Annotated in this window: 13 protein-coding genes; 7 read left to right on the top strand and 6 right to left on the bottom strand. The window is 43.8% G+C overall.

Annotation, left to right across the window (positions count from 1 at the left end; genetic code table 11):
* The first annotated feature begins 49 nt into the window (after positions 1–49).
* Both norV and norW read left to right on the top strand, forming a co-directional pair.
* Entirely contained in the window at positions 50–1579 is a 1530-nt protein-coding gene (gene norV, locus L5M49_RS06250) for an anaerobic nitric oxide reductase flavorubredoxin (RefSeq protein ID WP_263265654.1), read from the top strand.
* Positions 1572–2738, top strand: a complete 1167-nt coding sequence (gene norW, locus L5M49_RS06245) for an NADH:flavorubredoxin reductase NorW (protein WP_263265653.1) — start codon at positions 1572–1574, stop codon at positions 2736–2738. The genes norV and norW overlap by 8 nt, the downstream gene beginning before the upstream one ends.
* A 115-nt stretch (positions 2739–2853) precedes the next feature.
* On the opposite strand, the gene katB is transcribed toward norW, so the two are convergent.
* The 6 genes from katB to fkpA form a co-directional block, all read right to left on the bottom strand.
* Positions 2854–4329, bottom strand: coding sequence for a catalase KatB (gene katB, locus L5M49_RS06240; protein ID WP_263265652.1), 1476 nt, complete (start codon positions 4327–4329; stop codon positions 2854–2856).
* A 327-nt stretch (positions 4330–4656) separates the two neighbouring features.
* Entirely contained in the window at positions 4657–4899 is a 243-nt protein-coding gene (locus tag L5M49_RS06235) for a YgjV family protein (RefSeq protein ID WP_028761593.1), read from the bottom strand.
* Between the two features lie 82 nt (positions 4900–4981).
* On the bottom strand, positions 4982–5419 hold the full coding sequence (locus tag L5M49_RS06230) for a PaaI family thioesterase (RefSeq protein ID WP_028761594.1): 438 nt from the start codon (positions 5417–5419) through the stop codon (positions 4982–4984).
* 105 nt (positions 5420–5524) lie between these two features.
* Complete coding sequence (locus L5M49_RS06225; RefSeq protein ID WP_113939851.1) at positions 5525–5980, bottom strand: hypothetical protein; 456 nt, start codon at positions 5978–5980, stop codon at positions 5525–5527.
* Positions 5981–6089: 109 nt separating this feature from the next.
* Positions 6090–8702 (bottom strand): extracellular exonuclease ExeM, encoded by a 2613-nt coding sequence (gene exeM / locus L5M49_RS06220; protein WP_263265651.1) that lies wholly within the window; start codon positions 8700–8702, stop codon positions 6090–6092.
* 618 nt (positions 8703–9320) lie between these two features.
* Positions 9321–10088: an FKBP-type peptidyl-prolyl cis-trans isomerase gene (gene fkpA, locus L5M49_RS06215; RefSeq protein WP_105250047.1), complete on the bottom strand. Its 768-nt coding sequence runs from the start codon at positions 10086–10088 to the stop codon at positions 9321–9323.
* Between the two features lie 154 nt (positions 10089–10242).
* Between fkpA and L5M49_RS06210 the strand changes: the two genes are divergently transcribed.
* The 5 genes from L5M49_RS06210 to lpoB all read left to right on the top strand — a co-directional run bounded on the left by L5M49_RS06210 (position 10243) and on the right by lpoB (position 14103).
* Complete coding sequence (locus tag L5M49_RS06210) at positions 10243–11193, top strand: WD40 repeat domain-containing protein (protein WP_168824916.1); 951 nt, start codon at positions 10243–10245, stop codon at positions 11191–11193.
* A gap of 9 nt (positions 11194–11202) precedes the next feature.
* Positions 11203–11415: a SlyX family protein gene (locus tag L5M49_RS06205; RefSeq protein ID WP_006080410.1), complete on the top strand. Its 213-nt coding sequence runs from the start codon at positions 11203–11205 to the stop codon at positions 11413–11415.
* A gap of 64 nt (positions 11416–11479) precedes the next feature.
* A complete protein-coding gene (def, locus tag L5M49_RS06200; protein ID WP_263145159.1) occupies positions 11480–12037 on the top strand; it encodes a peptide deformylase in 558 nt (185 codons plus the stop codon).
* The gene (locus L5M49_RS06195) at positions 12037–13440 is read left to right on the top strand and encodes a COG3014 family protein (protein WP_113939848.1); all 1404 of its coding nucleotides are present in this window, start codon (positions 12037–12039) and stop codon (positions 13438–13440) included. Before def ends, L5M49_RS06195 begins: the two co-directional genes overlap by 1 nt.
* A 69-nt stretch (positions 13441–13509) precedes the next feature.
* A complete protein-coding gene (lpoB, locus tag L5M49_RS06190) occupies positions 13510–14103 on the top strand; it encodes a penicillin-binding protein activator LpoB (RefSeq protein ID WP_173246506.1) in 594 nt (197 codons plus the stop codon).
* Positions 14104–14167 lie beyond the last annotated feature (64 nt).

Below are 14167 nucleotides of genomic sequence, written 5' to 3'. Positions count from 1 at the left end.
AAGCAAGATTTACGTAGCGCATTCATTATTAATTATCACAGGTGTATTTATGACTATTCATGTAAAAAACAATATCCACTGGGTGGGTCAACGCGATTGGGAAGTGCAAGATTTTCATGGTACTGAGTACAAAATAACTAAAGGCACAAGCTACAATAGCTACCTTATCCGTGAAGAAAAAACCGTGTTAATTGATACAGTTGATCATCGTTTTAGCCAGCAATTCTTACAAAATCTTGAAGCTGAAATTAATTTAACCGACATAGACTATATTGTGATGAACCATGCAGAGGAAGACCACTCAGGCGCCCTGACTGCATTAATGGCCAAAATTCCTAACACTCCAATTTACTGCAGTGAAAATGCGGTCGACTCCATTGTAGGACATCACCACCACCCAGAATGGAATTTCATTACCGTAAAGACAGGGGATAGTTTAGCGATAGGCAATGGTAAGCAACTGATATTTATCGAAGCACCTATGTTGCATTGGCCAGATAGCATGATGACATACCTCACCGAAGATGCGGTTTTATTCAGTAACGATGCCTTTGGCCAACACTATTGCGACGAACATTTATTCAATGATGAGGTTGATCAAAATGAATTAATGGAACAATGCCTACGGTACTACTCAAACATTTTAACGCCCTTTAGCAGCCTAGTGACGGCTAAAATTCACGAAGTATTAAGCTTTAATTTACCTGTAGATATGATCGCAACTTCACACGGCATTGTGTGGCGTGATAATCCTGCCCAAATTATTCACCAATATTTAGCTTGGGCCGACGCTTATCAAGAAGACCGCATCACGATTTTCTACGACTCTATGTCCAATAATACTCGCATGATGGCCGACGGTATTGCTCAAGGTATTCATGATGTTGACCCCAATGTAGCAGTAAAAGTGTATAACGTCGCACGTCATGATAAAAACGAAATCCTTGCACAGGCATTTAGGTCAAAAGGTATTTTAGTCGGCTCATCCACCATGAATAATGTGATGATGCCTAAAATTGCCGCCATGCTTGAAGAAATCACGGGCCTGCGTTTTCGCAATAAAAAGGCGGCAGCTTTTGGTAGTTATGGCTGGAATGGCGGCGCAGTCGATAGAATTCACACTCGTTTGATGGATGCTGGTTTTGAAACCTCGGTGGGATTAAAAGTCAAATGGCGTCCCGATCGAGATGCGATGCAAGAATGCCGTCAGCACGGCCAGCGAATCGCACGAGAATGGGCATTGCGTCCCCTCGATAGCGCTAATAGTCGCTCTATCATTAATCAAGTCATGTCAAAACCTAGCCAAGCCACCACGGCCAGTCAAACAGCTGAAAATACTGCTACTAATAACGTCCCTGTGACGGCACCGATTGCAACAAAAGCGTGCGAATTAAATGATACACAATCAATGATTTGCACCGTTTGCCAATGGGTTTACGACCCTGAAAAAGGAGAACCTAATCAAGATGTCATTGCTGGCACACCTTGGACTCAAGTGGCCGAAGACTTCCTCTGTCCCGAATGTGGCCTAGGTAAAAGCGTTTTCGCTGTCATAAAAAATGAGGTGACTAATGCCTAAGCCAATCGTCATTATCGGCAGTGGATTCGCGGCATATCAGCTAGTCAAAACACTGCGACGTTTAAACCGCGAACAACCGATTACAGTTATCACAGCCGACTCTGGTGAGGAATACCATAAACCAGATTTAAGCCATGTGTTTAGCCTTAAAAAAATGGCGTCAGACCTCATAAAATTGACCGCGACTGAATTTGCACATGAACAACAAATTGATTTAATAAATCACTGTGAAGTCATAAAAATAGATAAAGTTCGTCAGGTAGTCTGTTGCCATCAAGGACGCGAAATTGCGTACGAAAAATTAGTGCTTGCCACAGGTGCTCGACCCTTTATTCCGCCTATAGAGGGGGATGGCGTCGATATCATCCACACAGTTAACAGCTTAATGGAGTATCAGGCCTGCGAAGCAGACATCCATGGCGCGAGGAGAGTACTGGTTATCGGTGCTGGTTTGGTCGGAGTTGAACTGGCAATGGACTTAGCAACTGCAGGTAAGCAAGTGTTTTTGGTCGATCCACAAGCGAGCTTAATGCCGAATATGCTACCCGAAATGTTAAGCCACAAACTGACCGCTGTACTAACGCAGCATAACGTCACAGTGCAATTGCAAACCCGAGTCAGCCAACTGCAACACCAAGATGGCAGTATCTCTGTGTGCCTAGATAATGACCAGCGGTTTATTTGTGATGCGGTTATCTGTGCAGCGGGACTTCTCCCTAACAGTCAACTTGCCCAGCATGCAGGGCTAGAGGTCAATAAAGGTATCGTCGTTAACGAATGCTTACAAACCAACGATGCCCATATTTATGCGCTAGGTGACTGCGCCCAAATCAACGGCCAAAATAGGGCCTATTTGCAACCTGCGTTACTGAGCGCCAATGCGCTGGCGAACACATTACTGAACCAACCGACAGCAGTGAATTTTCCCGCCATGCTCATTAAAGTGAAAACGCCACTGTTACCTATGCAACTCAGCGGTATAACAGTGAATGGCGTCCATCGCTGGCAAGTCGATATTGATGCTCAAGGAAGCTGTATTAAAGCATTCGACGTGGATGAAACATTTATAGGATTTATCGTAACCGAGGATAAAATGCAGCAAGCATTTGGATTGTTAAAGCAGCTAAATAGCCCTAATGCAGCGCTCATCGCGGCCTAAGAGCACATTAACGAGAATGTTAATATTGTTGTCGCTGATAATAAAAACTGAGTAGAGGCTTTCTACTCAGTTTTATCGTTTCTACTATTATTCAAACATTCGCAACAGCAATAGTTTAAAGACCTAATGCCAGTTTAATACGTTGTCCGTAATCCGCATCGGCTTGAGTAAAATGCGCCACCATACGTTGCTGCACATCTAAACTCGCTTGACTTAATGAACCCGAAATTGTTGCCACTAGGCGCGCTTTCTCAGCTTCAGAGAAGATGCGATACAAATTACCCGCTTGGGTATAATCGTCTTGATTATAACGACTGTAACGCGCCGCTTCACCTTCTAAACGCAATGGTGGTTCGCTAAAGTTTACTGGCTCAACCAAGGCATCAGCAGTGCTGTTCGGGCCATAGTTTGCCGAAGCGTCGCCACCTGTTTGACTGCCATGATAAGGACATTGTGTACCCGCCATCGCACCTGCACGTTGATGGTGATTTGCCTTAGCGGCATGCGGGCAATTCACTGGCAATTGGTTGTAGTTAGCACCAATGCGGTAACGCTGCGCATCGGCGTAGGCAAATAAACGTGCTTGTAACATCTTGTCTGGTGAAGCCCCGACGCCTGGGACCAAATTACTAGGTGCTAATGCCACTTGCTCAACTTCAGCAAAGTAGTTTTGTGGCAGACGATTCAGCTCTAATACACCAATCTCAATTAATGGATAGTCGCTATGCGGCCAAACCTTAGTTAAATCAAATGGATTGATATGGTAAGTATTGGCATCCGCCTCAGGCATAATCTGCACATTAACCGTCCAACGCGGGAAGTTACCATCAGTAATAGCAACCACCATATCGCGCTGTGATGAATCGGGATCAATCCCTTTTAATTTATCAGCCTGTTCATTGGTTAAGTTGACCACGCCTTGCTGCGATTTAAAGTGGAACTTCACCCAGAAACGCTCGCCCTTGACATTCCACAGCGAGAAAGTGTGTGAACCATAACCGTGCATTTGACGGTAGTTCGCCGGAATACCACGATCCGACATCAAAATGGTCACTTGATGCATGGCTTCAGGATTCAATGACCAAAAGTCCCACATAGCCTGCGGATCTTTTAAGTTTGTCTTGGGGTTACGCTTTTGCGTATGGATAAAGTCTGGAAACTTAATCCCATCTCGCAAGAAAAAGGTCGGCGTATTGTTACCCACGATATCGTGATTACCACGGGCAGTATAAAAACGTAAACCAAAGCCGCGTGGATCACGCTCTGCATCGGCAGAACCCATTTCTCCACCTACGGTTGAGAAACGAATAAAGGTTTCGGTTTGCTTACCAACACCATTGAAATGGTCAGCAATGGTGTAATCGCTTAAATCTTTAGTCAGCGTAAATGTGCCGTAAACCCCAGTACCTTTAGCATGCACGATACGCTCAGGAATACGCTCACGGTTGAAATGGGCTAACTTTTCAATTAAATGCCAATCTTGTAATAGCAGAGGACCACGTTCACCCGCCGACAGTGAGTTTTGATCGTCGGCCACTGGGGCGCCGTTTTGGCTCGTTAAGTACTGACTTGTTTGATGTTGTTGACTCATGCCCTGCTCCTTAGTCTTGATTGCTGGTTAACCAGGTTTCAATTAAATCGTAAATGGTGGCCATGGTTTATCTCCTTGGCTGGCGACGTGTTGTCGATAGAGCAAGAATAGATAATTACCATTTAAGAATAAAGCGATTAAACTAGATTTATATAATCTAAAAAAAAGATTAAGGATAAGTTTGGCAAGACAGTAAATGAATTACACGGACTCACAGCCAATGGTCCGCTCACATCACTTAAGATGCTGTTTAAAAACCAAATAGCTGTTCAGGACAATGGAGCGAAGTGCGGTGCGAGAAAGCGGAGTTAAGCTGATACACTGCTATTAACTGCTGGATAAGTCGGCTTCACGATAAAGCTTAACCAAATAATAAGTGTCAATCAGCACGATAAAAAAGTTAACTAAGGCAACAGGATAAGCCCCAATTGCCACACCGTAGGCCACAAATAAAGCCGCACCAATGAGATTCCACCAGCGCAGTTTCTTAATGTTTGACATCATCAGTGATATTGCAACGACCACTGAAGCTAAATAACCAACCCATTCCCAAATTGTAGCGTTATCCATATCCAATCCTTATCTATATATTATTTAAATCAAACGATTGATACGCCATTCACACCACAGGTAATAAGCTGGCTCATTGCATTTAGCGTTTAACGACAGCCGCCGTCATCCGTGAAATACAAGTCAGTTCACCCGCGCTGTTGTGGATTAAAATCTCCCATACAGAGCTTCGCTTCCCTAAGTGGATAGGCTTAGCCGTAGCGGTTAATACCCCATTACGGGAAGCCCGTAAGTGGTTAGCGTTAATTTCTTGACCGACACAATAGTACTGCTCAAAATCCACCGCGAAATTTGCCGCATAGCTGGCAACGGTTTCAGCAAGCGCGACATTCGCGCCACCATGCACTATGCCCAAAGGGTTATGCACCGCCGGACTGGCTGGCATAGTGGCCTTCATGTAATCGTCGCCAATCTCACTGATCTCAATTCCTAAAGTCTGCATCAAGGTGCCTTTGCCACCCATACCGGCATCTAAACGCGCGCAATCCTCTAACGTTACAGCTCTAAACCAAATACTCATTGCAACTTCCTAGTCAATAAAACCAATCAGCAGTTTACTGTGAAGTGGATGAAGTTCAACTAGTTTACTCTCAGCTGGTCACATCAATATCGGCAAAAATAAAGCTCAAACTAACCAAGATTTAGTGGTACTTAGCTGACTAAACCAGACAAGAAATAATCCCCACACCACGACTACACTTGGCATAATTAACGCGTCAGCTCCTAGCACCACAGCCGCTTGCTGAATGCAAAATACATAGGTCATTTGCAACAAAATAGCGATAAGCGAGGCGACCAACACTTTATAAGCAATTAATTTTCTGAATAACAATAATAGGCATCCTAGAACCCCTGAAACCACGGCAAAGCCAAATACAGCATCAACCCAAATTGGCGTCGTTTCATAGAGTTTAATTTGATCTGGGCTCATCTGTGCGAGTGCATCTGGCGTCATAGTCATTTGCATCACAAAAGCCATCAGCCCCATGATATTCCACAACAAACTGAGCGTTGCGACAAAGTAAAACCACAGTGGCGCCTTGATATTCATGGTTTTCAGCGGATTTGAGGTGGTATCCATACTCACTCCTAATAAAAACTGAAAAAAGAGATAAAAAAGGGATGGTTAACCATCCCTTTGTTTCAGTCTAGCTCACAAATTGCACTTGTGAGTTAACCCCATATACAGGTTAACGGCGACGACGCTGCAAACCAAACAAGGACATCAGTGCTAAACCTAAATAACCTAAAGCACCGCCATCATCTTTAGGCTTTGGCTCAGGTTTTGGCGGCACTACTGGCGCAGGATAACTTAAAGCAACAATCACAGGATCATGATCCGATGCAGAAAAAGCATTTTCAGATTTAACCAGATCACCAGAGAACTTCTTACCGTATTCAAACAGGCTAGATTCCACTGAGTTGATATGCCAATCTTCAATATCCACTAAACGTTTGGCTAAGCTAGCATTGGCTAAAGCATGATCTAAGTTACCTAACTCGCCGTTATAGCTATAAGAGAAAGTGCTTGCACCGTGGGCTTTCGTGTTCAAGTTGATAAAGCCATAACCTTTTTCAATCTTGCTGCCTTGGCGTTCAAACACTTTGCCGTCGAGCGTCGTCCACGAAGCGGTCAGGATGTCACGCTCTGACTTGCTCGCATCGAAGTCGGTTAGTACACGGATAGGATCCTCCATACCATAGGCATTCATATCACCGATGATCAGTAAGTCGCCTTTCACGTCTTTTAGCGTTTCACCCAAGACTTTCGCTGCAGATACGCGGAAAGCATTACACTTGCCCTGTTGATCGGCAGGATCAACTGACTCTTCGAAGTTAACCCAATCTTCTAAACAACCTGAGCCTTTAGATTTCAAATGGTTAACGACTACGGTCAGAGACTCATCATGGATTTTAAAGGTTTGCGCTAAACTGTGACGTTGATAAGCATCATTGCCAGGGTTAGTCTCAGTTTTGCCATCTTTTGTGCGAGTCACGCTGCCAGCACTGGCGTGCTGTTCTGGAGTACCGATAACTTGTGCTGCCCCCGCTAAAGCCACTTTACCACCACGGTATAACATGCCGACAGTAATCGCATCTGTGCCAAAGTACTTGCCGTCATACTTATCAGCATCGGTGATTTCAACAAAGCTATAGGCGTTTTCAGGCGTCTGCTTGTCATTTAGTGCATCGACTAAATCCTTAATCGCACTCTTCTCACCAAAACCGTTGTTAGCAATTTCCATCAAACCGACGATATCGGCGTTCATGGCGGTAATAGCGCTAACGATTTTAGTACGTTGTAGCACCATTTCTTCCAGCGTTAGGGCGCCACGGTTACTGCCTGATGGATTGGTATCGCCACCATCAACATCGTTAAAGAAGTTCAGCACGTTAAAGCTAGCCACGCGCAGATCTCCCTTAGTTGCAACACTTGGGGCTTCGGTTCTATCGTCACCACGGATAAAATCACCCGCTGTAATAGTATTAGTCGCCACTAAACGATAAGCGCCGTAGCTGTAACCAATCACACCTTGCAGGTTAGTCAGTTGATCGCCAACACGGATGTAACCCGTTTCCACATTGAAATCAGGGAAGTATGGAATAACACCATTGGCAGGCTTGTAATCGGATTCGATAAAGAGTTGGTTTTCGAGGTTAGATTTAACTAATGCCGTTGCTTCAGCAGAAAGCGCTGGATACAGCTGTGTAGGCTTCATCAAAGGTGCTTGATATGACACTAGCATGTTATTGCGACTACTCGCATAGTCGAAGCTGAAGGTGCGGCTGATTTTAAGATCGCTGCCCGCATCTAAGGCCACATTCATGCCTTCATAGCGCTCTAATGCTTGCGCTAAGGTTTCGCCATCGGCCACATAGAAAGGTGCGGCAACAGGGACTTCACCCTTAGCGCCAACATCAAATTTCTTATCGGCTTTAATATCGATTTGAGTTAGGCCAAAGTATTCTTTCACTTTACCCTGCACACACACTTCAACCCCTGGTTGAATCGCTTCAGGTGCAGCTTCACCTAAGAATACAAATACACCATCAGAGGTATACGGTGAGTTATCACCCTTAACTTCTTGTAAGTAAAAACCTTTAAACAAGCTTTCACCACGGGCAGTCACTACGCCACGCACAGTCACTTCGGCTTCAGATTCGAATGCCCCTGCTGGTACAAATGGGCTCGACTCGCCCGCACCTTGTACTTGATAAATAGGCACAATTTTAGCGCCAGTACAGCTAAAGAGCGACACTTCTGGCTCAGCAGGCGTTTCTAGAGAACCTAAACCAGAGAAGGTATCTTTAGGTAATTGTTCCCACTGGGCGGCATTAAATACTGTATTCGCCACTAACGCATCTAATTTACGTTTTAAGGTAACGTCTAATCCCCAACCCGTTGGCGTCGGCACATCACCAATAATATCGATGACTGCATCATCTTTCATTAAGGCAACCGCATCACCGCCATTAAAACTTAAACTACCAGAGTAACTATCAACCCCTTGAGCAACAGTAATAGTACCGCTAGTATTTAAAATAACTTTTGTCGATTTTGCCGCAATAGTTTGACCACCTAAAGCCACCATATCCGACGCAACAGTAGCACCATCTTTATAACGAACCAGTTTATAACCCGCGAGATCAATTGCCGTATCGCCGCTGTTATACAGTTCAATCGCTTTATTATTTGAGCTACCTTCAACATATTCGGTGATCATCACATCTGCGCTTGCCATCATAGGCAAAGCCGCTGCAACAGCTAAAGAAATAGCCGTTAATTTATTAACATTATCCATATCATCAACCCCATTATTATAATATTGCCGCTAACTTCTATTAACGTGCGAGCGGATTATTTCAGAGTTGAATGCGTAAAAAAAGAGGGCAAGATCGCACATTGCTAATGTAACACATTGATGAGTAACTAATTATAGACATCTCACTGTTCACCTAACAGAACAGGATGGTAAATCAAAAGTATTAGCCATGTAAAAACAAACAGTAAGAGCAATACACATAAGCTCAAAGCATTTGGCATCCTGCTTAAATAACAATCAATATTTTAATGTGATATTTTGATGATATTATTCAGTATGCAATACCCAATAAAATATAAGGAACACGGGTCCTTAAAAGGTAATGGATATAATTAAAACTTAATTTAGCATTCATTATTTTGAAATAAACATAACAGTCAAACTGCTAAAGTGGATGATTTATACCCTTGGTTATTGCAGCAGATTAATGTTGATGATGGGTATAAAAATGAAACACAGAGCCAGTCTGAGAACCAACGGCTGTAAGATAGTGAACTCAATATTAAAACAATAATGCGAATTTTACAGACAAAAAAATACCGCTCATTTAGGAGCGGTATTTTCAATTGCGGCGTATTACACGTCGCAGCTAATCAATTACTTTTTAGCAGGTTCAGCTACTGGCGCCGCAGAAGCTTTCTCGATTGATTTCAACTCAACTTCGAAAATCAACGTAGAGTTTGGTGGAATAGTACCAGTATCACGTACGCCATAGGCTAATTCTGATGGGATCACAAACTTGTACTTAGCGCCAACAGGCATTAATTGCACGCCTTCAGTCCAACCTGGAATAACGCGATTCAAAGGGAACTTAGCCGCTTCGCCGCGTTTATAAGAACTATCAAACTCAGTACCATCAAGTAAAGTACCGACATAATCCACTTCTACAGTGTCTTCTGCGGCAGGCTTTTCACCCGTGCCTGGAGTTAATACTTCATATTGTAAGCCAGACTCAGTTGTCACTACACCAGGCTTAACCTTGTTTTCTTCAAGGAATTTTTTACCATCTTCGATATTTTTCGCAGAAATCGCTGTGGCTTGTTCCTGACGTTTATCGTTTAACTTTTTATCTAGACCTTGAAGAATGGTTTGCATTTCTTCTTCGGTTAAACTTAATTGGTCATTCAGACCATTAGTGAAACCAGTGACGATCAGAGTGCGATCAACTGGCAGGCCTAATTCTTCTTGCTCTTTGATATGGCCAGACATATAACGACCGATTGAAGCGCCTACACTGTAAGCTTCTTTTTGAGCTTCAGTCGTTAATTCAACATTTGTACTCGTAGCTGCTTTTTCTTCTTGATTACAAGCAGATAGGCCAATAATAGCCAATGCAACTAACGATAATTTATAAATCGATTTCATTAAAGCTTCCTCAGCATCCTCAAGCGGTTACAATAACCTAAGCGTGACAACTTTATACTAGTTATCTCGGTTATACCAACTAGATTCTTTATGGGTTAACAGTGATTAATGTCACTTGATCAAGTCTAAAGACAACAACTTAGGGAGCAAGTTCATGAAGAAAAATCTACTGCTGGTAATTTGCACAGTTTTTCTAATCGCTTGCCACCCCAAAGCAGAAGATATCAGTGTTCTCACGACAGAACCCAGCTATAGCGCGAGCCTATCAAGTAATGGGCAATTCGCCTTAGTTGCCACTCAAAGTAGTGGAGTTCAATGCTGGGATCTCAGCACCCTTACCCTCAAATACCAATGGATACATGGCGATATTAATACTGGCGTCACAGGTACAGCGATTTCTCCCAACGGGATATTTGCAGCATCGTTAAGCCGAGATTCAGTTGCTATGTGGAAAATAGCCGACGGTAAGCCTTTGGGCTGGTGGTCCTTACCTTCATCCGGTGAAAGTGTCGCGGTAGCAGATAATGGCGCACTACTTATTGGTTTAAATGATGGTTCAGTCATGTCGCTTAATGCCGAAAAATCTGCCTTAATCAAGTTTCTTGGACATAAAGAGCGCGTCAATAGTGTTGCCCTCTCTGCTGATGGCCGATTAGCATTAACGGGGTCAAATGATATGCAGGCGATTCTCTGGCAGGCACAAACTGGCCAACCGCTTCATACGTGGACACTCGGCAGCCGTATAACCAAAGTGGCACTCAACGACAGTGGTAGTTTAAGTTTTACCAATGGCAGCACAGATGAAGCAAAAATCTGGGATAACACAAGCGGTAAGCTGTTAAATAAGCTGGATATTACCCGTCGCCAAATGAACTTTTCAGCGGTGAGGTTTATCAAACAAGACAGCCAGCTATTAACAGGTACGCCAGCGCGGGAAGTTATACTCTGGCAACGTGACTCGGGTAAACAAATTGAAAAATGGCAGGTTGCACTCACTAAAAACAGCCAAAATCGAGGAGCCGTTGTATACTCTGTGGCAATTCGAGATACCAATAAAGTCGTTAGTATCAGTAGCCAAGGCTTAGTTGAAACTTGGCAGAAATAGAGGTTAGCCATGCAAGGCGTACAAGCACAGATTGAAGATCTAGAAACCAAATTGGCTTTTCAAGAGCTCACAGTCGAAGAATTAAACCAAGAGGTCATCAAATTAAATCGACTGGTGGCTCACCAGCAACACCAAATTCACATGTTAATTGGTAAGTTGCAGGACATGGAACCAAGTAATATGGCGACTCAGGCTGAAGAAACGCCACCACCTCATTATTAACACTGACGCTTTAGATGTTAACTTTGATTAAAAAACAGTTACTGCAAAATATCCAGGGAATGCGATGTTTAAACATTTAATGCCAAAAGAAACCCCAACTCTATTACCCATAGCGTTAGTGGGTGAACCCATTCTAAGGCAGACTGCAATCACAGTACACCATTTCGATGCAGAGCTTATGCATCTTGCCGAGCAAATGTCTGCCAGCATGGACGCTGCCAATGGCGTTGGTATCGCGGCCCCCCAAGTTCACAGCCCTTTAGCCTTATTTATTATGGCTTCTCGCCCTAATGAGCGTTATCCCGACGCGCCTAATATGGCGCCTGTGGTCGTGGTTAATCCGCAAATCATTAATGCATCAAGCGAGTTGGTCAGCGGAGAAGAAGGCTGCTTATCTGTACCGGGGCAAAGATTTACGATACAAAGACATCAAGCCATTGAAGTACGCTATCAAAATTTACAAGGCGAGTGGCAACAAACCGAATTAACGGGCTTTATTGCACGGATTTTTCAACATGAATTTGATCACCTTCAAGGGATCACATTACTCGAGCGTTCACTTATGCCAGAACAGACTCAGGCGATTTCAGCCCAATCCATCAAAAAAGGTGAAGCGCAATAATGAAACTGTCCTTCGTTACACCTTTTTCTCGCGCATTTATTGCACCAACCTTGGCAATGGGATTGGTTTTAAACTTATCGGGCTGCGCTTATAACAGTATTTTCATTAATTATCCTGCGCAGATTGAACCACTCAAACAAGAACTTAATAGTGCGACTCCCATGGCCGATATCGACAAACTTGCTAGTAATATCAATGGCAATGACGGCTTACTCTATGCCCAAGAAGCGGGACGAATTGCTCAAGTCGCCGGCGATTTTGCTGCCAGTAAAAAATATTATCAGCAAGCAGTAGATGCTTATACCGCCTTTGATGATAAGGCCAAAGTCAGCGTTAGTGACATTGGCGCAACAGCCAGCAGCTTAGTGTTAAACGACAATGCGATTCCGTACCGAGGCCCTGGGTATGAACGCATTATGCTGCACCAATACCAAGCTCTTAACTATTTGTTTAGTGGCGACTATCAGGGGGCTCTCGTCGAAGTTCGTCGCAGTAACGAACTACAGAGCAGCGAGCAAGAACGTTATCAAAAATCACAAAAGTCAGTTCAAGCCATGGCAAACGGCACCATAGATGCCGAGGTTAACAAACTAGGACAAGCCGCGGGCACAGTCACCAGTTCTTTCTTAAACGCTTACAGTTATTACACCACTGGCGTACTGCACGAAGTGCTGGGTGAGCCGAACGATGCCTATATCGATTATCGTAAAGCAGCACAAATCACTCCAGATAACACCTATTTACAGCAAGATCTGGTCCGCCTCGCCAAGCAACTCGGCATGCCACAGTATGATGAGTTTAAGCGCCGTTGGGGCGATGCTAAGTTGCCCAATCCCAAAGATGGTCAAGTGATTTTGATGGTCGAGCGCGGCTTTGTGCCTGCAAAACAAGCTCTCACGGTACCTTTTACTATCCATGGTAACTGGCAGACAGTGTCACTCGCTACCTACATGCCAAACAATACTTTTGTGCCAGAGACGCAAGTGCAAGGTTTAGGTACAGTGCTGAAAACTGAACCTATTGCCAATATCGATGCCTTAGCCATCACAGCACTCAAGGAAGATCTGCCCGCGACGCTAGTTCGTCAAGTCGCTAGGGTCTATGCTAAATCTGAGATGGCCTATCAGATTGAGAAGAGTGGTAAACCAGGTAACAATGCGGCCGATATTGGCAGCATTGCGATGCAGATTTTTAACGTAGTAACAGAACAAGCGGATCGTCGTAGTTGGCTGACGCTCCCTAAACAAGCACAGATCGGGCGGCGTTATTTGAGTGCAGGTGAATACACTTTGCAGTTAGACAAAGCGCCACCGGCTAAAATTGATGTTGCAGCAGGCAAAACCACCTTAGTCTGGGCAATTGATACTGGTAATTACACCCGAATTTATTCAATAATCATTTAGCCTAGCGGTTGTGGTATTTGAATAAGACGTGTGTCATTAAGTTTATACAATCACAAAATGGAACTGACTATGAAACAATTTAAACTGATTTTTGTACTGGCTGCCGTTATGGGTCTAGCTGCATGTCAATCTAAAGTCGAATATGGCGATGCCACAGAAGTTGAAACCGTCAATGAGAACTTTGGCTCGACGGATCTACAAGCTATTGCAGCCAAGATGGTGGATAGCATGATGACTTTCCCTCCTATCGTGGCAATAACAGCCAATGACCGCCCGATTTTATTTGTTGATAGCATCAAAAACAAAACCTCAGAACATATCGACACTGAGTCTGTCACTGACTCTATCAGTAACAAATTATTGCGCTCAGGCAAGTTCCGTTTTATCGACATGACTAAAGTAGATTCAGTCCGTAAACAACTGGATTACCAAAACAACACTGGCATGGTTGACCCATCAACCGCCATCAAGTTTGGTCGTCAAATTGGCGCTCAATACATGTTATATGGCAATTTATCTAGCATAGTGAAGCAAGACGGTAGCACTAAAGACGTCTACTATAAGATGACAATGCGTTTAATGGATTTAGAAACAGGCCTTATCGAATGGTCTGATGAAAAAGAAATCCGTAAGATGAAGTCTAAGTCTTTCTTAGGCATGTAATTGTCCTATTGGCACTTAATTCTGCCAAACAGTAATCTCAAGAAGCCAGCGTTAACGCTGGCTT

Source organism: Shewanella sp. SM74 (assembly GCF_025653725.1).
Taxonomy (GTDB): domain Bacteria; phylum Pseudomonadota; class Gammaproteobacteria; order Enterobacterales; family Shewanellaceae; genus Shewanella; species Shewanella oncorhynchi.
Note: the sequence above shows the minus strand (reverse complement) of the source record. Positions and strands in the feature narration are given on the sequence as shown.

Coding starts and splice junctions, on each gene's coding strand:
- norV (WP_263265654.1), top strand. CDS start 50: ATGACTATTCATGTAAAAAACAATATCCACTGGGTGGGTCAACGCGAT.
- norW (WP_263265653.1), top strand. CDS start 1,572: ATGCCTAAGCCAATCGTCATTATCGGCAGTGGATTCGCGGCATATCAG.
- katB (WP_263265652.1), bottom strand. CDS start 4,329: ATGAGTCAACAACATCAAACAAGTCAGTACTTAACGAGCCAAAACGGC.
- L5M49_RS06235 (WP_028761593.1), bottom strand. CDS start 4,899: ATGGATAACGCTACAATTTGGGAATGGGTTGGTTATTTAGCTTCAGTG.
- L5M49_RS06230 (WP_028761594.1), bottom strand. CDS start 5,419: ATGAGTATTTGGTTTAGAGCTGTAACGTTAGAGGATTGCGCGCGTTTA.
- L5M49_RS06225 (WP_113939851.1), bottom strand. CDS start 5,980: ATGGATACCACCTCAAATCCGCTGAAAACCATGAATATCAAGGCGCCA.
- exeM (WP_263265651.1), bottom strand. CDS start 8,702: ATGGATAATGTTAATAAATTAACGGCTATTTCTTTAGCTGTTGCAGCG.
- fkpA (WP_105250047.1), bottom strand. CDS start 10,088: ATGAAATCGATTTATAAATTATCGTTAGTTGCATTGGCTATTATTGGC.
- L5M49_RS06210 (WP_168824916.1), top strand. CDS start 10,243: ATGAAGAAAAATCTACTGCTGGTAATTTGCACAGTTTTTCTAATCGCT.
- L5M49_RS06205 (WP_006080410.1), top strand. CDS start 11,203: ATGCAAGGCGTACAAGCACAGATTGAAGATCTAGAAACCAAATTGGCT.
- def (WP_263145159.1), top strand. CDS start 11,480: ATGTTTAAACATTTAATGCCAAAAGAAACCCCAACTCTATTACCCATA.
- L5M49_RS06195 (WP_113939848.1), top strand. CDS start 12,037: ATGAAACTGTCCTTCGTTACACCTTTTTCTCGCGCATTTATTGCACCA.
- lpoB (WP_173246506.1), top strand. CDS start 13,510: ATGAAACAATTTAAACTGATTTTTGTACTGGCTGCCGTTATGGGTCTA.